Origin of the sequence: Blastococcus sp. VKM Ac-2987, from assembly GCF_026967805.1 — a bacterium.
GTDB lineage: Bacteria > Actinomycetota > Actinomycetes > Mycobacteriales > Geodermatophilaceae > Blastococcus.
The window spans coordinates 796767-816385 of record NZ_JAPVBG010000001.1 but is presented as its reverse complement, the minus strand read 5'-3'; the positions used below and the strand labels follow the sequence as shown (position 1 = coordinate 816385).

At 74.0% G+C, this 19619-nt stretch carries 24 protein-coding genes; 16 read left to right on the top strand and 8 right to left on the bottom strand.

The window, feature by feature from the left end:
• Nucleotides 1-39: 39 nt before the first annotated feature.
• Both O2W17_RS03985 and O2W17_RS03980 read left to right on the top strand, forming a co-directional pair.
• Nucleotides 40-957, top strand: coding sequence for a cation diffusion facilitator family transporter (locus tag O2W17_RS03985; protein WP_269191100.1), 918 nt, complete (start codon nucleotides 40-42; stop codon nucleotides 955-957).
• Between the two features lie 37 nt (nucleotides 958-994).
• Nucleotides 995-1999 (top strand): cytochrome c oxidase assembly protein, encoded by a 1005-nt coding sequence (locus tag O2W17_RS03980; protein WP_269191099.1) that lies wholly within the window; start codon nucleotides 995-997, stop codon nucleotides 1997-1999.
• A gap of 83 nt (nucleotides 2000-2082) precedes the next feature.
• Here O2W17_RS03980 and O2W17_RS03975 read toward each other — a convergent pair whose 3' ends face one another.
• Nucleotides 2083-3669, bottom strand: a complete 1587-nt coding sequence (locus O2W17_RS03975; protein WP_269191098.1) for an MFS transporter — start codon at nucleotides 3667-3669, stop codon at nucleotides 2083-2085.
• 79 nt (nucleotides 3670-3748) lie between these two features.
• Between O2W17_RS03975 and O2W17_RS03970 the strand changes: the two genes are divergently transcribed.
• The 4 genes from O2W17_RS03970 to serB all read left to right on the top strand — a co-directional run bounded on the left by O2W17_RS03970 (nucleotide 3749) and on the right by serB (nucleotide 8357).
• Complete coding sequence (locus O2W17_RS03970; RefSeq protein WP_269191097.1) at nucleotides 3749-4258, top strand: metallophosphoesterase family protein; 510 nt, start codon at nucleotides 3749-3751, stop codon at nucleotides 4256-4258.
• An 11-nt stretch (nucleotides 4259-4269) separates the two neighbouring features.
• Nucleotides 4270-5112 carry a putative RNA methyltransferase gene (locus O2W17_RS03965; protein WP_442864535.1) on the top strand — a complete coding sequence of 281 codons (843 nt, stop codon included), beginning with the start codon at nucleotides 4270-4272 and terminating at the stop codon, nucleotides 5110-5112.
• Between the two features lie 64 nt (nucleotides 5113-5176).
• Complete coding sequence (ctaD, locus tag O2W17_RS03960; RefSeq protein WP_269191095.1) at nucleotides 5177-6934, top strand: aa3-type cytochrome oxidase subunit I; 1758 nt, start codon at nucleotides 5177-5179, stop codon at nucleotides 6932-6934.
• A gap of 148 nt (nucleotides 6935-7082) precedes the next feature.
• A complete protein-coding gene (serB, locus tag O2W17_RS03955) occupies nucleotides 7083-8357 on the top strand; it encodes a phosphoserine phosphatase SerB (protein WP_269191094.1) in 1275 nt (424 codons plus the stop codon).
• On the opposite strand, the gene O2W17_RS03950 is transcribed toward serB, so the two are convergent.
• Genes O2W17_RS03950 through O2W17_RS03940 form a run of 3 tightly spaced genes read right to left on the bottom strand, consistent with a single transcriptional unit; the run spans nucleotide 8344 to nucleotide 10602 of the window.
• Nucleotides 8344-8700, bottom strand: a complete 357-nt coding sequence (locus tag O2W17_RS03950) for a hypothetical protein (RefSeq protein WP_269191093.1) — start codon at nucleotides 8698-8700, stop codon at nucleotides 8344-8346. The two genes, serB and O2W17_RS03950, sit on opposite strands and share 14 nt — an antisense overlap.
• Before the next feature lie 34 nt (nucleotides 8701-8734).
• Nucleotides 8735-9301, bottom strand: a complete 567-nt coding sequence (locus O2W17_RS03945; RefSeq protein WP_269191092.1) for an isochorismatase family protein — start codon at nucleotides 9299-9301, stop codon at nucleotides 8735-8737.
• Nucleotides 9302-9318: 17 nt separating this feature from the next.
• Entirely contained in the window at nucleotides 9319-10602 is a 1284-nt protein-coding gene (locus tag O2W17_RS03940; protein WP_269191091.1) for a nicotinate phosphoribosyltransferase, read from the bottom strand.
• A 60-nt stretch (nucleotides 10603-10662) separates the two neighbouring features.
• On the opposite strand from O2W17_RS03940, the gene clpS reads away from it, so the two are divergent.
• The gene (gene clpS / locus O2W17_RS03935; RefSeq protein ID WP_269191090.1) at nucleotides 10663-10959 is read left to right on the top strand and encodes an ATP-dependent Clp protease adapter ClpS; all 297 of its coding nucleotides are present in this window, start codon (nucleotides 10663-10665) and stop codon (nucleotides 10957-10959) included.
• Nucleotides 10960-10990: 31 nt separating this feature from the next.
• On the top strand, nucleotides 10991-11488 hold the full coding sequence (locus O2W17_RS03930; protein ID WP_269191089.1) for a DUF2017 family protein: 498 nt from the start codon (nucleotides 10991-10993) through the stop codon (nucleotides 11486-11488).
• On the opposite strand, the gene O2W17_RS03925 is transcribed toward O2W17_RS03930, so the two are convergent.
• On the bottom strand, nucleotides 11427-11780 hold the full coding sequence (locus tag O2W17_RS03925; protein ID WP_269191088.1) for a hypothetical protein: 354 nt from the start codon (nucleotides 11778-11780) through the stop codon (nucleotides 11427-11429). The genes O2W17_RS03930 and O2W17_RS03925 overlap by 62 nt on opposite strands.
• A gap of 104 nt (nucleotides 11781-11884) precedes the next feature.
• Between O2W17_RS03925 and O2W17_RS03920 the strand changes: the two genes are divergently transcribed.
• From O2W17_RS03920 to O2W17_RS03895, 6 genes are all read left to right on the top strand, one after another.
• Nucleotides 11885-12370, top strand: a complete 486-nt coding sequence (locus O2W17_RS03920; protein ID WP_269191087.1) for a M67 family metallopeptidase — start codon at nucleotides 11885-11887, stop codon at nucleotides 12368-12370.
• Nucleotides 12371-12491: 121 nt separating this feature from the next.
• Nucleotides 12492-12770: a MoaD/ThiS family protein gene (locus tag O2W17_RS03915; protein WP_104528681.1), complete on the top strand. Its 279-nt coding sequence runs from the start codon at nucleotides 12492-12494 to the stop codon at nucleotides 12768-12770.
• A gap of 49 nt (nucleotides 12771-12819) precedes the next feature.
• A complete protein-coding gene (locus O2W17_RS03910) occupies nucleotides 12820-13770 on the top strand; it encodes a PLP-dependent cysteine synthase family protein (protein WP_269191086.1) in 951 nt (316 codons plus the stop codon).
• 126 nt (nucleotides 13771-13896) lie between these two features.
• Nucleotides 13897-14721 (top strand): glutamate racemase, encoded by an 825-nt coding sequence (gene murI / locus O2W17_RS03905; RefSeq protein ID WP_269191085.1) that lies wholly within the window; start codon nucleotides 13897-13899, stop codon nucleotides 14719-14721.
• Nucleotides 14718-15461 carry an MBL fold metallo-hydrolase gene (locus O2W17_RS03900; protein WP_269191084.1) on the top strand — a complete coding sequence of 248 codons (744 nt, stop codon included), beginning with the start codon at nucleotides 14718-14720 and terminating at the stop codon, nucleotides 15459-15461. Before murI ends, O2W17_RS03900 begins: the two co-directional genes overlap by 4 nt.
• Before the next feature lie 65 nt (nucleotides 15462-15526).
• Nucleotides 15527-16471 (top strand): DNA polymerase domain-containing protein, encoded by a 945-nt coding sequence (locus O2W17_RS03895; RefSeq protein WP_269191083.1) that lies wholly within the window; start codon nucleotides 15527-15529, stop codon nucleotides 16469-16471.
• A 16-nt stretch (nucleotides 16472-16487) separates the two neighbouring features.
• Here O2W17_RS03895 and O2W17_RS03890 read toward each other — a convergent pair whose 3' ends face one another.
• On the bottom strand, nucleotides 16488-17048 hold the full coding sequence (locus O2W17_RS03890; protein ID WP_269191082.1) for a GNAT family N-acetyltransferase: 561 nt from the start codon (nucleotides 17046-17048) through the stop codon (nucleotides 16488-16490).
• Between the two features lie 131 nt (nucleotides 17049-17179).
• Between O2W17_RS03890 and O2W17_RS03885 the strand changes: the two genes are divergently transcribed.
• Nucleotides 17180-17770, top strand: coding sequence for a QsdR family transcriptional regulator (locus O2W17_RS03885; protein WP_269191081.1), 591 nt, complete (start codon nucleotides 17180-17182; stop codon nucleotides 17768-17770).
• A gap of 48 nt (nucleotides 17771-17818) precedes the next feature.
• On the opposite strand, the gene O2W17_RS03880 is transcribed toward O2W17_RS03885, so the two are convergent.
• Nucleotides 17819-18460, bottom strand: a complete 642-nt coding sequence (locus O2W17_RS03880) for a dihydrofolate reductase family protein (protein WP_269191080.1) — start codon at nucleotides 18458-18460, stop codon at nucleotides 17819-17821.
• A gap of 161 nt (nucleotides 18461-18621) precedes the next feature.
• Between O2W17_RS03880 and O2W17_RS03875 the strand changes: the two genes are divergently transcribed.
• On the top strand, nucleotides 18622-19104 hold the full coding sequence (locus tag O2W17_RS03875) for a DUF4262 domain-containing protein (protein ID WP_269191079.1): 483 nt from the start codon (nucleotides 18622-18624) through the stop codon (nucleotides 19102-19104).
• A 4-nt stretch (nucleotides 19105-19108) separates the two neighbouring features.
• Here the strand turns inward: O2W17_RS03875 and bcp are convergent, their stop codons facing one another.
• On the bottom strand, nucleotides 19109-19597 hold the full coding sequence (bcp, locus tag O2W17_RS03870) for a thioredoxin-dependent thiol peroxidase (RefSeq protein ID WP_269191078.1): 489 nt from the start codon (nucleotides 19595-19597) through the stop codon (nucleotides 19109-19111).
• Nucleotides 19598-19619 lie beyond the last annotated feature (22 nt).

Below are 19619 nucleotides of genomic sequence, written 5' to 3'. Positions count from 1 at the left end.
CCGGTGTCCGTCCGGAGAGGGGCAGGGGAGAGCGGGTCCATGGGGCACGGCCACGCGCACGGTGCGGGAACGGCCGCCGGGCCGCAGCGCCGCCGGCTCGGCGTCGTCCTGGTGCTCACCGTCGGGGTGCTCGTCGCCGAGGTGGTCGGAGCGGTGCTCTCGGGATCCCTCGCCCTGCTCGCCGACGCGGGGCACATGGCCACCGACGCGGCCGGCATCGCGCTGGCGCTCGGGGCGGTCACGCTCGCGCAGCGGCCGGCCCGCGGCCGGCGGACCTTCGGCTGGCAGCGCGCCGAGATCCTCGCGGCGGTCGTCAACGGGATCCTCCTGCTCGGCGTGGCCGGTTACGTGCTCGTCGAGGCGGTCCGGCGGATCGGGAACCCGCCGGAGGTGGGCTCGGGCCTGATGCTCGGGATCGCGGTGGTCGGGCTGGCGGTGAACCTCATCGGCCTCGCGGTGCTGCACCGCGGCCGCGGCGAGTCCCTGAACATGCGTGGGGCCTACCTCGAGGTGCTGGCCGACGCGCTCGGGTCGGTCGCGGTCATCGTCGCCGCCGTGGTCATAGCCGCCACCGGCTGGACCCCCGCCGACACCGTCGCCTCCCTGGTCATCGGCTGCCTGGTCCTGCCGCGAGCCTGGCACCTGCTGCGGGACGCCCTGGACGTCCTGCTGGAGGCCGCGCCCCGGGGCGTGGACCTGGACGAGGTGCGGGCGCACATCCTCGCCGTCGACGGTGTCGTGGGCGTGCACGACCTGCACGCCTGGACGATCACCTCCGGCCTGCCCGTGCTGTCCGCCCACGTCGTCGTCACCGACGAGGCGCTGGCCGCCGGCCACGGCGGCCGGGTGCTCGACGCGCTCTGCGTGTGCCTCGGGGACCACTTCGACATGGCGCACTGCACCTTCCAGCTGGAGGCCGGGACGCACGCGACCCACGAGGCGCCGGTCCACGACTGAGAGGTCGCCCTCCTCCCGGGCCGGGCGGTCCGCGCAGGTGGGACAGTGGAGCCGCACGACCGGGCGGCAGGAGGGGATCGCGGTGGAGCACGGGCACCACTCGGGCATGTGGGTCCCCGAGGAGCCGCCGACCTGGGGGCGGATGTTCCTGCCGCACCTGGACGGCTGGTCGGTCCTCGCCGTCCTCAGCATCGTCGGCCTGGTCGGCTACCTCGCCGCGGTCGTCCGGCTGCGCCGTTCGGGGGTGGCGTGGCCGTGGTGGCGCACGGCGGCCTGGACCGGCGGCACCGTGTCGCTCTTCGCGGTCACCGGCACCTGGTTCAACGGCTACAGCATGGTGGTGTTCAGCGTGCACATGACGCAGCACATGGTGCTGTCGCTGATCACGCCGCTGCTGCTGCTCCTCGCCGCTCCGGTGACCCTCGCGCTGCGCACCCTGCCGCGGGGCCGCGGTGCGGCCGGCGCGCCCCGGGCGCTGCTGCTGGATGCGCTGCACAGCCGCGTCGCGCGGTTCCTGGCGTCCCCGCTGTTCACCGTGCCGCTGTTCATCGCCAGCCTCTACGGCGTCTACTTCACGCCGCTGTTCGACGCGCTGATGTCGAACCCGGCGGGGCACCAGTTCATGCTCGCCCACTTCGTCGTCACCGGGCTGCTCTTCTTCGGCCCGATCGTCGCGCAGGACCCGTGGCCGCGGACGATGAGCCATCCCGGCCGGATGCTGGAGCTCTTCCTGCCGGTGCCCTTCCACGCCTTCTTCGGCGTCGCGATCATGATGGCCGGGTCGCTGGTGGTCGACACCTTCGCCGACCCGCCGGCCGGTTGGGGCATCGACCCGCTCCGGGACCAGGGCGTGGCCGGCGGCATCGTCTGGGCCTTCGGCGAGCTGCCCACCGTGCTCGTCCTCGCCGTCGTCTTCTTCTCCTGGGCGCGGTCCGACGACCGGCAGGCCCGCACCATCGACCGCGCCGCGGACCGCGACGGGGGCGTGGAGCTCGAGGCCTACAACGCGCGGCTCCGGGCGATGGCCCAGCAGCAGCGCTGACCCGCTCCGGGTGACCGGACGCGGCGGGGAGCCGTGGCGTCGTCCCCGACGGGACCGGTCCGGCCCGGCCGGGGACGACGGCGCTACCCGACGTGGACGACGGCGTCGCCGTCGGCCGGCAGGTCCTCCCTGGTCGCCTTGATGACGAAGGCGGACACCAGTGCGCCGACGACGAGCAGCGCGGCCGCCCACGTGAACGCGGTGGTGTACCCCTCGACCTGGGCGGCGAGCCCGACCGCCGGGTCCCGCGGGTCGGCCCCCGAGGCGAGCGCGTCGGCGGTGTAGGCGCTGATCGCTGCCACCGAGAGCGAGGCCAGGACGGCGGTGCCGATGGAGGCGCCCACCTGCTGCGTGGCGTTGAGCATCGCGCTGGCCGCGCCGGCGTCGTGCTGCCCGGCGCCGACCAGCGCCAGGTTGGACAGCGGCACGAACGTGAAGCCGAGGCCGAGGCCCAGCAGCAGCTGGCCGGGGAACGGCAGCTGCCAGAACCCGGTGTCCAGCCCGACGAACGACAGCGTGAACAGGCCCGCGGCGGCCAGCAGGCCACCGAGGACCATCAGCGGCTTCGGGCCGACCCTCGGCAGCAGGGCACTGGAGGCGCCCGCCGAGATGAAGACGCCGAGGGTGGTGGGCAGGGAGGCGAGCCCTGCCACCACGGGCTCGTAGCCCAGCACCTGCTGGAAGTACAGGCTCAGGAAGAAGAACGCCCCGATGAGCCCGGCGCCCACCAGGGTGGACGTCAGGTAGGCCCCGCCCCGGTTGCGGTCCAGCACGATCCGCATGGGCAGCAGCGGGTTGCGGGTGCGCAGCTCCAGGACGACGAACAGCGCCACCAGGACGAGCCCGGCGACGATGAACACCCACGCGAGTCCGTCGGTCCAGCCGCTGTCGGGCGTCACGAGGGTGGGGGCGCCCTGCGCCGCGGCCCGGGCGTTCGCCGCCGCGGCCTCCGCCGCGTTGGTCTGGGAGGCCTCGGCCACGCGGGTGAAGCCGTAGACGATCGAGCCGAGGCCGAGGGTGACCAGCACCGCGCCGGGGATGTCGTAGCTGGTGTCGCCCGGGGCCCTGCTCTCCGGGACGATCGGGACGGCCAGCACGATGGCCAGCAGCGCGACCGGGAGGTTCACCCAGAAGCACCAGCGCCAGTCGGCGTACTCGGTGAGCACACCGCCCAGCAGCAGGCCGATCGCCGCGCCACCGCCGGCGATGCCGCCGTAGACGCCGAACGCCTTGGCGCGCTCCTTGGGGTCGGTGAACAGCACGGTGATCAGCGCGAGCGAGGCCGGCGCCAGCAGGGCTCCGAAGACACCCTGCAGCGCGCGGGCGCCGAAGAGCATCGCCTCGTTCTGCGCGAACCCGCCCAGGGCGGAGGCGACGGCGAACCCGGCCGCACCGACGAGGTAGGTGCGCTTGCGGCCCCAGAAGTCGGCGATCCGGCCGCCGAGCAGCAGGAAGCCGCCGAAGGTGAGGGTGTAGGCGGTGACGATCCACTGCTGGCTGGCGGCGCTGATGCCGAGGTCGACGGTGACGGCCGGCAGGGCGATGTTGACGATCGTCGCGTCGAGGATGACCAGCAGGACGGTCATCGCGATGACGCCGAGCGCCAGCCAGCGCCGTTCGTAGGGCTCGCCAGCAGGTGCTGCGGGGGCGGTCGGGGCGCGGTGGGTCACGGTCGTCCTCGTCGTCGTGCGAGATGGCGGCCGGTCGATCGGCCGCGGCAGGACGGTAGCCGCCTGCGACGATGCGGTCGTGCCGCTTTCCCTGGTGTTCACCTCGGACACGCACGTCCCGAAGCGGGCGCGTGACCTACCTCATCCCCTGTGGTCGGCGATCGACGCGGCCGACGTCGTCGTGCACGCCGGGGACTGGGTCGACGCGGCGCTGCTCGACCGGTTCGAGGAGCGGGCCCGGCGGCTGGTCGCGGTGTACGGCAACAACGACCACGGACCGCTGCGGCAGCGGCTGCCGGAGGTCGCCCGCGCCGAGATCGAGGGCATCCGCTTCGCCGTCGTCCACGAGACCGGCGACGCGAAGGGGCGCGAGGCGCGGTGCGCCGCGCGGTTCCCCGACGTCGACGTGCTGGTCTTCGGGCACAGCCACATCCCGTGGGACACCACCGCACCGTCCGGCCTGCGGCTGCTGAACCCGGGGTCGCCCACCGACCGGCGCCGCCAGCCCGCCGGCACGTACGTCACCGCGGTCGCCGCGGCCGGGCGGCTGCACGACGTGACCTTCCACCCGCTGCCGCCCCGCCGGTGAGCACCCCGCCCCTGGACCCCCGCGCCGTCGCGCTGCTGGCCTGCCCGGTCTGCGCCGCGCCGTTCGCCGTCGAGCCGCAGGACGCCGGCCTGCGCTGCGCCGAGGGGCACGCCGTCGACCGCGCCCGCCAGGGCCACGTCACCCTGCTCCCGCCGGGGCGCCGGCCGGCCACCGGCGACTCCGCCGCGATGGTCGCCGACCGGGTGGCGTTCCTCTCGGCCGGTCACTACGACCCGGTCACCTCCGCCCTGGCCGGGGCGGTGACCGCACCGGGGGAGCCGGCGACCCTGCTCGACCTCGGCGGTGGCACCGGGCACCACCTGGCCCGGCTGCTGGACGGGCTCCCCGGCGCGGTCGGGGTCGTCCTCGACGCCAGCCGCTACGCCGCCCGCCGGGCGGCGCGGGCGCACCCGCGCGCCATCGCGGTGGTCGCCGACACGTGGGCGCGCCTGCCGGTGCGGGACGGCAGCGTCGACCGGGTGCTCGTGGTGTTCGCGCCGCGCAACGGCCCGGAGATCGCCCGGGTGCTCCGCCCGGAGGGCCGGCTGGTGGTGGTGACGCCGGGACCGGACCACCTGGCCGAGATCGTGGGGCCGCTCGGGCTGCTGCGGGTGGACCCGGGCAAGGCCGGCCGGCTCAGCGCGACGCTGGAGCCGCACCTGGTGCGCGAGGCCGCCGCGGGCCACCGGCGGACCCTGCTGCTGGACCACGCCGCGGTCGCGACCCTGGTGGGGATGGGGCCGCACGCGCGGCATCTCGACGCCGATCGGCTGGGGGCGTCGCTGGCGCGTCTGCCGGCCGACGTGCAGGTCACGATCTCGGTCGACGTCACCACCTACCGGCGGGTCCGGTGATCGCCCCGGCGCGCCCGACCTGCCCGGACTGAGGTGTCGCGCGGCACGGTCTAAGCTGCGAGCCGTGACGATTGCACCGGCGCCCATCGTGAGCCGGCCCAGCCCGGCTCACGTGGTCGAAAAGGGCTCGCGGCTCTCGAACCTGCTGCGGACCACCGACCACAAGACCATCGGCCTGATGTACCTGGCCACCTCGTTCGTCTTCTTCATCGGCGGCGGCCTGATGGCCCTGCTGATGCGCGGTGAGCTGGCCCGGCCGGGCCTGCAGTTCCTGTCGCCGGAGCAGTACAACCAGCTCGTCACGATGCACGGCACGGTCATGCTGCTGATGTTCGCGACGCCGCTGTTCTTCGCGTTCTCGAACCTGATCATGCCGCTGCAGATCGGCGCGCCCGACGTCGCCTTCCCGCGGCTGAACGCCTTCTCCTTCTGGCTGTTCCTCTTCGGCAGCATGATCGTGGTCGGGGGCTTCCTGACCCCGGGCGGCGCGGCCGACTTCGGCTGGTACGCCTACGCCCCGCTGTCGAACGTGGTGAACTCGCCCGGCGCCGGCGCGAACATGTGGTTCGCCGGCCTCGCGGTCAGCGGCCTGGGCACGATCCTCGGTGGCGTCAACTTCATCACCACGATCGTCTGCCTGCGCGCCCCCGGCATGACGCTGTTCCGGATGCCGATCTTCACCTGGAACACGCTGGTCACCAGCGTGCTGGTCCTGCTGGCGTTCCCCATCCTGACCGCCGCGATCATGGGCATGCTGGCCGACCGCAACCTCGGCGCCCTCATCTACTCGGATGAGAACGGCGGCCCGATGCTGTGGCAGCACCTGTTCTGGTTCTTCGGGCACCCCGAGGTCTACATCATCGCGCTGCCGTTCTTCGGCATCGTCACCGAGATCATCCCGGTCTTCGCCCGCAAGCCGCTGTTCGGCTACAAGGGCATGGTCTTCGCGACGGTGTCGATCGGGGCCCTGTCGCTGGCGGTGTGGGCGCACCACATGTACGCCACCGGCGCGGTGCTGCTGCCCTTCTTCGCCTTCCTGACCTACCTCATCGCCGTGCCGACCGGCATCAAGTTCTTCAACTGGATCGGCACCATGTGGCGCGGCCAGATGACGTTCGAGACGCCGATGCTCTTCTCCATCGGCTTCATGATCACGTTCCTGCTGGGTGGCCTGACCGGTGTGCTGCTGGCCAGCCCGCCGCTGGACTGGCACGTGAACGACAGCTACTTCGTCGTCGCCCACTTCCACTACGTCGTCTTCGGCACCGTGGTGTTCGCCGCCTACGCCGGCATCTACTTCTGGTTCCCCAAGATGTGCGGCCGGATGATGGACGAGCGGCTGGGCAAGCTGCAGTTCTGGCTGACCTTCATCGGCTTCCACGCCACGTTCCTCGTCCAGCACTGGCTGGGCAACGAGGGCATGCCGCGCCGGTACGTCGACTACCTGGACACCGACGCCTTCACGGTGCTGAACACGGTCTCCACGATCGGTTCGTTCATCCTCGGCGCCTCGATCATCCCGTTCCTCTACAACGTGGTGAAGTCCTGGAAGTACGGCGAGCTCGCCCTGCGCGACGACCCGTGGGGCCACGGCAACAGCCTCGAGTGGGCCACCTCCTCGCCGCCGCCGCGGCACAACTTCGTGGAGATCCCGCGGATCCGCTCCGAGCGCCCGGCGTTCGAGGCGCACTACCCGCACCTGGTCCAGCGACTGCAGGACGAGGCGCACGCCGGCAAGCGGCACACGCCCTACGGCGGCGTGAGCGAACTGGTCGGCGGCACCGGCCGGCGTCAGGGTGAGAACGACCCCGACCCCACGTAAGGCACGGTTCCCCCTCCCGCGAGGGAACGACCTCGAACGCCCCGCAGGCCTCCCGGCCGGCGGGGCGTTCGGCCGTTCCGGGCGGAGTCGGGTTCCCGGCCCGGGGGGAGTGCCCAGGGCGGCGTGAGGAGTGCGGCACGATGACCGCGTGCCGCTCGATGCCCCGCCGCTGCAGTTCCCGGTCCCGGACGCCTCCGCGCCACGGGCGGTGCTCACCGTCACCGGCGCCGACCGCCCCGGGGTGACCGCCCGGCTGTTCTCCGCACTGGCCGGTGTCGCGGGGGAGGCGCCCGCGGTGGAGGTGCTCGACGTCGAGCAGGTGGTCGTGCACGGGCACCTGGTCCTCGGGGTGGTCGTCGGCGCGCTGCCGGACGAGGGCCGGCCCGCGATCGACGACGCGACGTTCCTGGCGCACCTGCGGCGCACCGCCGACGTCGTCGCCGCGGCGGTCGGGGTGGACGTCAGCGTGGAGCCGGCCTCCGGAGCGGACGTCGCCGGCGCCGACCGGCCGCACCACGTCATCGTGCTGGGCCGCCCGGTGCCGCCCGAGGCGGTGGCCGGGGCCGCCCAGGCCGTGGCCGGTATCGGCGGCAACATCGACGCCATCCGGCGGCTCTCGGACTACCCGGTCACCAGCTTCGAGCTGACCGTCTCGGGCGCCGATGCCACCGCCCTGCGGACCGCGCTGGCCTCCGTGGCGGCGTCCACGGGCGCCGACATCGCCGTGGAGCAGGTCGGGGTCGCCCGGCGCAGCAAGCGGCTGATCGTGCTCGACGTGGACTCCACCCTGGTCCGGGGGGAGGTGATCGACGAACTGGCCGCCCGTGCCGGGCGGGCCGCGGAGGTCGCCCGCATCACCGCGGCGGCGATGAACGGCGAGCTGGACTTCGCCGAGTCGCTGCGCGCCCGGGTGGCCGTGCTGGCCGGGTTGCCCGAGGAGGTCCTCGACGAGGTGCGCGAGCACCTGGTCCTGACCCCGGGGGCGCGGACCCTGATCCGGACGCTCCAGCGCCTCGGCTTCCGCTGCGGGATCGTCAGCGGCGGGTTCACCCAGATCACCGACCCGCTGGCGGAGAGCCTCGGGCTGGACTTCGCGGCGGCCAACACCCTGGAGGTCGTCGACGGCCGGCTCACCGGCGGCCTGGTGGGGGAGATCGTCGACCGGCCGGGCAAGGCGCGGGCGCTGACCCGGTTCGCCGCGCAGTACGGCATCCCGCTGGACCAGACCGTGGCCGTCGGCGACGGGGCCAACGACCTCGACATGCTCAACACCGCGGGACTGGGCATCGCGTTCAACGCCAAGCCGTTCGTCCGCGAGCAGGCCCACACCGCGCTGAACCAGCCCTACCTGGACGCGGTCCTGCAGGTGCTCGGCTTCACCCGCGACGAGGTCATCGACGCAGTCCCGGTCAGCGGCCGCTGAGCCGCTGGTCGGCCTCCCAGAGCGAGACCAGCAGCTCGTCGGTCAGCTGGTAGCCGGGGCTCAGCCCGTGCACCAGGAGACTCCCGAGCCCGGCCAGCGCGACGAACGGCAGGAGGTAGACGGCGCCGGCGTTGTCGAAGCCGGCCAGCCCCAGCACGACCGCCCCGCCGACGCACAGCACGAGCGCCGCTGCCATCAGGGCCTTCCCGAGCCGTGGCGCCGGGCCGGACGTCGTGCTGTGGCCGACCGCGTCGTGCAGCCGGTTCACGTGGCGACCGCTGAGGGACTTGTACCAGGCCTCCAGTCGCGCCCGGTCCTGCGGATCGAGGGCCGGTCCGCTCACCGCACGGCCGTCGGCGGTCGACGCCCGGTCGCGATCATGCGGGGTGCACCGATCCCTCGAGCTGCACGCCCGCGGTGCGGAGCTGCTCCAGCGCCGCCTCGACCGTCCCCTCGGCGACGCCGGCGGTGAGGGGCAGCAGCACCCGGGTGGTGAACCCGGCGGCGACGGCGTCCAGGGCCGTGGCGCGCACGCAGTGGTCGGTGGCGATGCCGACGACGTCGACCGTCCCGACGCCCCGGCCGCGCAGCCAGTCGGCCAGCCCGACGCCGTCCGCGGCGCCCTCGAAGCCCGAGTAGGCGGCGGCGTACTCGCCCTTGTCGAACACCGCCTCGATCGGGCGGCGGTCCAGCGCCGGGTGCAGCTCCACACCGCCGGTGCCGACGACGCAGTGCTCCGGCCACGTCTCGACGAAGTCCGGCGCCGCGGCGAAGTGGTGCCCGGGGTCGATGTGGTGGTCGCGGGTGGCCACGACGTGGTCGTAGCCCGCCGTCCGGACGTGCTCGGTGATCGCGGCCGCGACCGCGGCGCCGCCGGCCACGGCGAGGCTGCCGCCTTCGCAGAAGTCGTTCTGCACGTCCACGACGATCAGGGCGCGGGTCATGTGGGCATCATCCCGGTTCAGGCGGACAGGGTCTCGAGGGCGGGCTCGCCGCGGGACAGCGCCCAGGCCTCGGCGGGCAGGGTCCCCCGCACCCGAGCGTGGTGCTGCCGGGCGCGCTGCAGCGCCTCGCCCGGTGAGGCGGGTTGGCACAGCTCCCCGTCCCGCACGAGCGGCACCACGAGGTCCCGGTCGCCGGGGCGGGGCTCGACGGGGGCGCTGCTGACGACCTCGGCCGTGGCCGTGCCGTCGGGGGCGTGCCGGCGCACCGCGGACTTGCGGCCGCCCACGGAGTTCTTGCCCTCCGACCGCTTCGCGACCGGGACGCCGTCCCGGGCCACCAGCTTGTAGACCATGCCCGCCGTGGGCGCCCCGGATCCGGTCACCAGCGACGTCCCCACCCCGTAGCCGTCCACGGGTGCGGCCATCAGGCCGGCGATGGCGTACTCGTCGAGGTCGCTGGTGACGATCACCCGGGTGCCGGTGGCGCCGAGCTCGTCGAGCAGCTGCCGGGCGCGGGTCGCCAGCGTCGGCAGGTCACCGGAGTCCAGCCGGATCGCGCCGAGGCCCGGGCCGGCGACCTCGATCGCCGTCCGGATGCCCTGCTCCACGTCGTAGGTGTCCACGAGCAGCGTCGTCCCGACCCCGAGGGTGTCCACCTGGGCGCGGAAGGCCGCCCGCTCGTCGTCGTGCAGCAGCGTGAACGCGTGCGCGCTGGTGCCGGTGGTCGGGACGCCGTAGCGCCGGCCGGCCTCGAGGTTCGAGCTGGCCCCGAAGCCGACCAGGTGGGCGGCGCGGGCCGCGGCGACGGCGGCCTCCTCGTGGGTGCGGCGCGAGCCCATCTCGATGCACGGCCGCTCGCAGGCGGCGGCGACCATGCGGGCGGCGGCCGAGGCGATGGCCGAGTCGTGGTTCAGGATCGACAGGGCCAGCGTCTCGAGCAGTACGCCCTCGCCGAACGGCGCGCGCACGGTGAGCACCGGTGACCCGGGGAAGAACAGCTCGCCCTCCGCGTAGCCGTCGACGTCCCCGCTGAACCGGAAGCCGGCCAGCCAGTCCAGCAGCCGCGGGTCGGTCAGCCCCTGGTCCCGGAGGGTCGCCAGCTCCGCGTCGCCGAAGCGGAACGCGGGCAGCGCCTCCAGCAGCCGGCCGGTGCCCGCGACCACCCCGTAGCGGCGGCCGTGGGGGAGCCGGCGGGCGAACACCTCGAACACGCAGTCCCGGCCGGCCGTGCCGTCGGCCAGCGCCGCGGCCAGCATCGTCAGCTCGTAGCGGTCGGTGAGCAGCGCGGTAGCCGTCGGCATGGCACCGGAGCGTAGGCGCCGACCCCGCCCGGGGGCCGCGCCACGTCCTAAGGTGGACCCGTGGCCGGACCGCTCGCCCCGACCCGGGCCCCCGAGACGACCGAGGAGGAGCTCGGCGATCTCGACCGCCCGTGGGTGACCATCGTCTGGAACGATCCGGTCAACCTGATGACGTACGTGACGTTCGTGCTGCAGGAGCTGTTCGGCTACGACGAGCCGACGGCGACCACCCTGATGCTGCAGGTGCACCACGACGGCCGGGCGATCGTCAGCTCGGGCCCCCGGGAGCGGATGGAGCACGACACCAGCCGGCTGCACGCCTACGGGCTGTGGGCCAGCTACCAGCGCGACTCGTGAGCGCACCCGTGACGAGCGGCGAGGAGGTCGCGTGAAGCCCTTCCGTGCCCGCGGCGGCCGGCTGGTCGCCCGCCTGGACCGGGCGGAGGCCGGCATCGTCGGGCTGCTGCTCGACCAGCTGGAGCAGCTGCTGGACGCCGACCGGGCCGACAGCACCGGCGACCCGGTGATCGCCCGGCTGTTCCCGGCGGGGCACCGCTCGGACGCCGCGCTGGCCGACGACTACCGCGACCTGACCGAGCAGTCGCTGCGCGGTGGCAAGGCCGACGACCTCGCCACCGTGCGCGCCACCCTGCCGGCCGACGGGGGAGAGGTGCGGCTGGACACCGACCAGGCCGGGGCCTGGCTGCGCACCAGCAACGACCTCCGGCTGGCGCTGGGCACGCGGCTGGACATCAGCGAGGACTCCGAGCCGCCCGAGGAGATCGTCGACGAGGGCGACCACCAGCTGGCGGTCTACTACTGGCTCACCGCGCTGCAGGGCTCGCTCGTCGACGCACTGGTCGCCGCTCGCGCCGGCCGAAGGTGAGCAGGACCAGCGCGGCGACCAGCAGGTCGAGCACGAAGAGCACGTAGACCATGCCGTGCAGCTCGACGTCGACGACCATCGCGCCGATCGTGGAGACCAGCAGGACGGCCGAGATGCTGAACAGCAGCAGCACGAGCAGCGCGCGCAGCACCACGATGACCACGACCGGAGCCCGGTCGCCGGGGTGGGCCGAGCTGTAACCGCGGTGCCGGAACAGCCCCCGCACGCCCAGGAGCAACGCCGGCAGGGCCAGCAGCACGACGCCGGCAGTCAGCAGTGACGGGACCCACACGGGAGCGACCGTATCGGTCCGCACCGGTCTCCCGGCGGTCCCCCGCCCGGTGCCGTCCGGGGGCGACGCCGGGACGGCCGCACGGGCACGCCTAGACTGCCCTCGTGCTGCGCATCGACCGCGCGACCTACGACGCCATCGTGGCCCACGCCCGGAAGGACCACCCGGACGAGGCCTGCGGCGTCGTCGCCGGGCCCGAGGGGACCGAGCGACCCGAGCGCTTCGTCCCGATGCTCAACGCGGCGCGCTCGCCCACGTTCTACGAGTTCGACAGCGCCGACCTGCTCGCGCTGTACCGCGACCTCGACGACCGGGACGAGTGGTCCGTCGTCGTCTACCACTCGCACACCGCCACCGAGGCCTACCCGTCGCGCACCGACATCGGGTACGCGTCCGGCCCCGCCGCCGACCCCCGCACGCACTACGTGCTGGTGTCCACCCGCCACCACGGGCCCGAGACCGGCCTGGTCGGCGACGAGGTGGAGTTCCGCAGCTACCGCATCGTCGACGGGGAGGTGTCGGAGGAGGAGGTCGAGATCGTCGAGTCCTACCTCTTCGGGCACTCGCCGACGACCGTCGTCTACGACTGACGGGCAGCTCACGCCGCCGTCCGGAATCGACGGCGGCCACCGGGCGTTGCCCCGGATCAGACGCACCACCGCTGCCCTTCGCAGCGCCCCTCACATCGACGTTCCCGAGGAGAAGCACGCCATGGCCATCGAGGTCCGGATCCCGACCATCCTGCGCACCCACACCGGCGGCAACAAGACCGTCGAGGGCAGCGGGGACACCCTGGCCGCGCTCATCGACGACCTCGACAGCAAGCACTCGGGTCTGAAGAACCGCCTCGTCACCGAGGAGGGCAAGCTGCACCGCTTCGTCAACGTCTACGTCAACGACGAGGACGTCCGCTTCACCGGCGCCCTGGACACCCAGGTCAAGGACGGCGACTCGGTGACGATCCTCCCGGCGGTCGCCGGCGGCTGCTGAGCGGTCGCCGCTCCCCGTCCCTCCGTCCCCGCCTCCCGGAAGAGTTCCCATGGCCCGCTTCGCCTCCCTCGTCGACTCGCTCGGCGGCACCCCGCTCGTCGGCCTGCCCAACCTGTCGCCGACCTCCGACGTGCGCCTGTGGGCGAAGCTCGAGGACCACAACCCGACCGGCTCCATCAAGGACCGCGCCGCGATCAGGATGATCGAGGCGGCCGAGAAGGAGGGGCTGCTGGAACCGGGCTCGACGATCCTCGAGCCGACCAGCGGCAACACCGGGATCTCGCTGGCCATGGTGGCCCGCCAGCGCGGCTACAAGCTGATCTGCGTCATGCCGGAGAACACCTCGGTGGAGCGCCGCCAGCTGCTGGAGATGTACGGGGCGCAGATCATCGGCTCGCCGGCGGCCGGCGGCTCCAACCAGGCCGTCGCCATGGCCAAGGAACTCGCGGCCGAGCACGACGACTGGGTGATGCTCTACCAGTACGGCAACCCGGCCAACGCGCTCGCGCACTACGAGGGCACCGGGCCGGAGATCGTGGCCGACCTGCCGTCGATCACGCACTTCGTCGCGGGACTGGGCACGACCGGCACGCTGATGGGCGTCTCCCGGTACCTGCGGGAGCACAAGCCCGGCGTCCAGGTGATCGCCGCCGAGCCGCGCTACGGCGAGCTGGTCTACGGGCTGCGCAACATCGACGAGGGCTTCATCCCGGAGCTCTACGACGCCTCGCTGCTGGACTCGCGGTTCTCCGTGGGCCCCGAGGACGCCATCCACCGCACCCGCCAGCTGGTGGAGCGCGAGGGCATCTTCGCCGGCATCTCCACCGGCGCGATCCTGCACGCCGCCCTCGGCATCGCCGACAAGGAGGTCGCGGCGGGCCGCTCGGCCGACATCGTCTTCATCGTCTGCGACGGCGGCTGGAAGTACCTCTCGACCGGCGCCTACGCGGGCACCCTCGAGGAGGCCACCTCGGCGCTGGAGGGCCAGCTCTGGGCCTGACCTCCCGCACCCGTGACGAGCGCCCCTCCCCGCGCCGGGAGGGGCGCTCGCGTGCGTCCCGGCCCGGTCCCGCGGGCGGGTGCGCCGCACGGGCTGTCGGTGCCGCGGTCTAGCCTGACCGGCGTCATGGGGATGCAACCTGGAGCCGACGCACCGATTGGCATCTTCGACTCGGGGGTCGGTGGGCTCACCGTCGCCCGCGCGGTGCTCGACCAGCTGCCCGGCGAGGCGGTCCGCTACATCGGGGACACCGCGAACGGTCCCTACGGCCCGCTGCCGATCGCCGAGGTGCGCCGGCACTCCCTCGCGGTGATGGACGAGCTCGTCGAGAGCGGCGTCAAGATGCTCGTCGTCGCCTGCAACTCGGCCAGCGCGGCCTCGCTCCGCGACGCCCGCGAGCGCTACGGCGTCCCGGTGGTGGAGGTGGTCCTCCCCGCCGCGCGCCGGGCCCTCGCGGCCACCCGCAACGGCCGGATCGGCGTGATCGGCACCCAGGCGACGGTCACCAGCGGTGCCTACGACGACGCGTTCGCCGCGGCGCCGCACGTCTCGGTCACCTCGGCGGCGTGCCCCAGCTTCGTCGATTTCGTCGAGCGGGGCGTCACCAGCGGCCGCCAGCTGCTCGGCCTGGCGCAGTCCTACCTCGACCCGCTGCTCGCGGCCGGCGTGGACACCGTCGTGCTGGGCTGCACCCACTACCCGCTGCTCACCGGCGTCCTGTCGGTCGTCCTCGGCGACGGCGTCACCCTGGTGTCCAGCGCCGAGGAGACCGCGAAGGACGTCTACCGGGTGCTCACCCGGACCGACCTGCTGCGCGACCCCGACGCGGCACCGCCGGAGCACGTCTTCCTCGCCACCGGCGACCCCGAGCCCTTCGCCCGCCTGGGCCGCCGGTTCCTGGGCCCCGAGGTCGGCGCGGTGCTGAGCGCCGGGCGGGTGGGCGCCGCGTGAAGCTCACCGTGGTGGGGTGCTGCGGCAGCGGTCCCGGCCCCGAGTCACCCGCCTCCTGCTACCTGGTCGAGCACGACGGCTTCCGGCTGGTGCTCGACCTGGGCAACGGCTCCTTCGGCGCGCTGCAGGGTGTGCTGGACCCGGGGAGCGTCGACGCGGTCTTCCTCTCGCACCTGCACGCCGACCACTGCCTCGACGTCGCCCCGTTCGTGGTCTGGCACCGCTACTCGGGCCGCTCGCCCGGCAAGCACGTGCCGCTGTACGCCCCGGTGGGTGCCGAGCGCCGGCTGGCCCTGGCCTACGACATGGACGGCGACGGGCTGACCGACGTCTTCGACTTCGTGCCGGTCGGTCCCGGCGCGCTCACCATCGGCCCGTTCGAGGTGGCGCTGGCCCGCACGGCGCACCCGGTCGAGACCTACGCCATCCGGCTCACCGCCGGCGGCCGCTCGCTGGTCTACACCGGCGACACCGGCCCGTGCGACCGCGTCGTCGAGCTGGCCCGCGGTGCCGACGTGCTGCTGGCCGAGGCGGCGCACCCCGACAACGTCCCCGAGCAGCCCCCGGGCCTGCACCTGACCGGCCGGCAGGCGGCCGAGCACGCGGCGGCGGCGGGAGTGGGGCGGCTGCTGCTCACGCACATCCCCGCGTGGGTCGACCACATCGGCCAGCTCTTCGCCGCCAGCTCGGTGTTCTCGGAGACCGAGCTGGTGCACCCGAAGGCCACCTACGACATCTGAGCAGCTCGGGCGCGCCGGGTGACGAACGGTTGCCGCGGCTCCTCCGGCCGGGCAGCGTGACGGGCGTGGCCGACGAGGAACGCGACGGTGTGGCGCTGAGCAGCCTCGACTCACCCCTGGGCGACGGCCTGGGCGTGCCCAAGCGGGCGCTGGTGGACCACCTCGACGCCGTCGCCGACCGGTTGGTCCCGCTGCTCGCGGGGCGTCCGCTGTCGATCATGCGGGTGCGGCCCGGCCAGGCGCCGTTCATGCAGCGCAACGTGGCCAAGGGAGCCCCCGACTGGGTGCGGACGGTGCCCGTCTGGGCAGAGTCGGCGCACCGCGAGGTGCACCAGGTCCTCTGCGATGACCGCCGCACCCTGCTGTGGCTGGCCAACCAGCGCGCGGTCGAGTTCCACGTGCCGTTCCTGCCGGCCGGCTCGCGCGAGCCCACCGGCCTCGTGCTGGACCTCGATCCGCCCGACGGGGCCGACTTCTCCGCCGTCGTGGCCGTCGCCCGGCTGGCCCGCCGGGCGCTGGAGGAGGTCGGTCTGGCCGGCGCGGTGAAGACCAGCGGCTCGACGGGCCTGCACGTCGTCGTGCCGGTGCACGGCTCCCCGGTCGAGGACGTCGCCGCGGCCACGCGGGCGCTCGCGGAGCGGGCGGCGCGGCTCGACCCCGCCGTTGCGACGACGGCCTTCCTGAAGGAGGAGCGGGCGGGCCGGGTGTTCGTGGACTCCACGCGCTCGGGGACGGGCACGGTCGTCGCCGCCTACAGCCCCCGGGTGCGACCCGGGCTCCCCGTGTCCGCGCCCGTCGACTGGGCCGACCTGGACGCGGTGCGCCCGGGTGACGTGACCGTCGCCTCGGGTGCGGAGCGGCTCGGGGACTGGGCGGCCCTCCTGCCCGCGCCGCAGCGGCTGCCGGCGGACCTGGTCGCGGAGGGCCACGAGATCCCGGTGGCGCGGGTGCAGGCCATGCACGAGGGGAAGCGGCGCAAGCGGGCGGCCCGGGCGGCCGGCGAGGGATGAGGCCTGCGCGCGCCGCTCAGCCGGAGCGCACGACGGCGTACAGGAGGACGTCGCGGCGCCGCCCGCCGATCTCCAGGTGGCCGCGCAGCAGCCCCTCCCGCGCGTACCCCGCGCGCTCCGCCGTCCGGATCGATGCGGTGTTCCAGGGTTCGATGAACAGCTGCACCCGGTGCAGCCCCGGGATCGTCCACGCGAAGGTCGTCAGGGCGGTCAGCGCATCCGCGGCGAGGCCGCGTCCCCGGGCGCCGGGTGCTACGAAGTAGCCCGCCGACGCGCGGCCGTGGGGCAGTTCGTCCACCCACAGGCCGATCTGCCCCAGCCCCTGCCCGGTGCCGGCGTCGGCGATCGCGAAGGAGAACCCCTTCCCGGTCGCCCACCGTGCCCGGTTCCGCTCGACCCAGTCCCGCGCGTCGTCCGTCGTGGCGTGCGGCGGCAGCGTGCTGACGAGCGGGACGTAGGGGTCGGTGGACAGGTCGAGCCCCACGGCGACGTCCGCGTCGACGAACTCGCGGAGCACCACGGCGCCGTGCGCCGGCGGCGTCGCGGGCCGCGGCAGGGGGGTGACGGGCGCGGTCACCGGACCGACGATATCGGCGTCCCCGGCCGAGGGACCACGGTGTTCCGGGTGCGTCCGGCGAGGGGAGCCCGGAGCGCTGCGGCGGGCGCCGACCGGGTCGGGGCCCGCCCGCGCTGTCCTACGCTGCGGGCGTGACAGCGCCCCACGAGGAGATCGTGCGTGCCGCGACGCGCACCCTGCTCAGCGGCCGGCGGCTGGACACCGGCGCGCTGGCGGCCGAGCTCGGCATCGCCCGCGCCACGCTGTTCCGCCGGGCGGGCAACCGGGACGCGATCCTCGGGGAGGCCCTCGCCTCCATGGGGGCCCGCACCCTCGCGGCGATCGAGCGCGACCACGACGCCCGGCCGTCGAGCGGGGAGCCGGGCGGGCGGCTGCGGTCGCTCGCCGTCAGCGAGGACTTCCGCTTCGCCCTCGGCACCGCCCCCGCACTCCGGCTGCTGATCGACGAGGAGCCCGCGACCGCGATCCGCGTGCTGACCGATCCGCAGGGCCGGGTCCAGCCCAGGGTGGTGGAGGGCTACACCGCCCTCCTGCAGCGCGACGTCGACGAGCACGGTCTGCTCCCGAAGGTGCCCGTACCGCTGCTGGCGCTGGCCGTGGTCCGCCTGGGCGAGTCCTTCCTCTACTCCGACGTGCTGGCGTCCCGGGCGCCCGACCTCAAGGCCGCCACGACGGTCATCGACGCGCTCGTGCTCAGCGTCTTCGGGCTCGAGGCGGCCTGAGGCCCCGCCGCGGGCGTCGTCCGCCGGGCCGGTGCCAGGGGGCTCCGGTCACCGCCAGAAGAGGTGGTGGACCACCCCGCTCGGGCTCGGCACCACGTCGCGGGAGAACCGGTCGAGCAGCTCGTCCGGCGAGTTCCACAGCCGCACCCCGGAGCCCAGCTCGACCGGCGCCACCACCACGTGCAGGGTGTCCACGAGGTCGGCGTCCAGGAACTGCCGGATGGTGGTGGCCCCGCCGCCGAGCCGGACGTCCTGGCCACGCGCCGCCTCCCGGGCCAGCCCGAGGGCCGTGGCCGGGTCGTCGTCGACGAAGTGGAACGTGGTGTCCGACAGCGAGAACGAGGGCCGCGGGTGGTGGGTCATCACGAAGACGGGCGTGTGGAACGGCGGTGCGGCGCCCCACCACCCCTGCCACGAGTGGTCCGGCCACGGTCCGCGCTGGGGGCCGAACTTGTTGCGGCCCATGATCTCGGCGCCGATCCCGTGGGCGAAGTCGCGGGTGAAGTAGTCGTCGAGGCCGCGGCTCCCCCCGGGCTGCGTGCGGTTGGGCCAGCTCGCCGTCGCGACGGCCCAGGACATCAGCTGCATGGGGTCGGCGTGGCCGAACGGTCGCTCCAGGCTCTGGTGCTCGCCGGCACCGAACCCGTCGCTGGAGACGGTGAAGTTCTGCACTCTGAGCAGCTGCTGCACGGGGCCCTCCCGGGTGGTCGATGACGGTACGACCTCCGGAGCCGGCAGTTCTCATCGCTGCTCGGGAGGAGGGACCGGGGCGCCGTCCCCAGGTGCGCGCCCGTCCACAGATCCGCCCCGGCGCCGTCCGGATGTCGGTACCGGCCCGCAGGCTGACCGGCATGACGACCGACCCGCAGACGCTCGCCTGGCTCGACCAGGAGGACAGCCGGCTGGCGCAGACGATCCGGGCGCACCGGGTCGCCGTGCAGTACGTGGTGCGGGGGGACGAGTCCGACGAACCCCCGTTCGGCTACACCGTCGGCCTGTTCGGGGTCGGCCACCCGGAGCTGGTCGTGGTGGGGGTCGGGTACGAGACGGCCTGCGGCCTGTTGAACCGGGTGGCCGGCCTGGTCCTCGGGGGCCGCGACCTGGTGCCCGGCGAGGTGATCGGCGACGGTGGGCCGGAGCTGCTGGTGGTCGAGCAGCTGCCCAACCCGGGGGAGGTGCTGTACAGCGCCAACCGCTTCTACGAGCGCCCCGACGAGTACTCCGTGCCCGCGTACCAGCTCACGTGGGCGCACCCGGACGGCGGCTTCCCGTGGGACCCGGGGTACCCCTGCCCGCCGGAGTGCCAGCCGCGGCCGGGCACGTGGCGGGCGTGAACGCTCAGTCCAGGCCGAGGTCGCGGCGGAGCTTGGCCACGTGCCCGGTCGCCTTCACGTTGTAGGAGGCGCGCTCGATCCGGCCCTCGGCGTCGATCACGAAGGTCGAGCGGATCACCCCGACGACCTCCTTGCCGTACAGCTTCTTGGTGCCGTAGGCCCCGTAGGCCTGCAGGACCTGCTTGTCCGGGTCGGAGACCAGCGTGATGCGCAGCTCCTCCTGCTCCCGGAACCGGGCGAGCTTCTCCACCGGGTCGGGGGAGACGCCGATGATGTCGACCCCGGCCTCGGCGAGGTCGCCGGCGGCGGCGGTGAAGTCGACCGCCTGGGTGGTGCAACCGGGCGTCAGGGCGGCGGGGTAGCAGTAGACGATCACGCGCCGGCCGCGGTACGAGGACAGCGACACGGGATTGCCGTCGGCGTCGGTCAGGGTGAACTCCGGCGCCGGGTCGCCGGCGGTCAGGCGGACGGGGGCGGCGTCGGTCTCGGTCATGCCGCGCATCCTGCCGTGTCCC

Bases quoted from the DNA above. Each gene is read 5' to 3' on its own strand.
- O2W17_RS03985 (WP_269191100.1), top strand. From the start codon at position 40: ATGGGGCACGGCCACGCGCACGGTGCGGGAACGGCCGCCGGGCCGCAG.
- O2W17_RS03945 (WP_269191092.1), bottom strand. From the start codon at position 9,301: ATGACCCGCGCCCTGATCGTCGTGGACGTGCAGAACGACTTCTGCGAA.
- O2W17_RS03940 (WP_269191091.1), bottom strand. From the start codon at position 10,602: ATGCCGACGGCTACCGCGCTGCTCACCGACCGCTACGAGCTGACGATG.
- O2W17_RS03915 (WP_104528681.1), top strand. From the start codon at position 12,492: ATGGCCATCGAGGTCCGGATCCCGACCATCCTGCGCACCCACACCGGC.
- O2W17_RS03910 (WP_269191086.1), top strand. From the start codon at position 12,820: ATGGCCCGCTTCGCCTCCCTCGTCGACTCGCTCGGCGGCACCCCGCTC.
- murI (WP_269191085.1), top strand. From the start codon at position 13,897: ATGGGGATGCAACCTGGAGCCGACGCACCGATTGGCATCTTCGACTCG.
- O2W17_RS03875 (WP_269191079.1), top strand. From the start codon at position 18,622: ATGACGACCGACCCGCAGACGCTCGCCTGGCTCGACCAGGAGGACAGC.
- bcp (WP_269191078.1), bottom strand. From the start codon at position 19,597: ATGACCGAGACCGACGCCGCCCCCGTCCGCCTGACCGCCGGCGACCCG.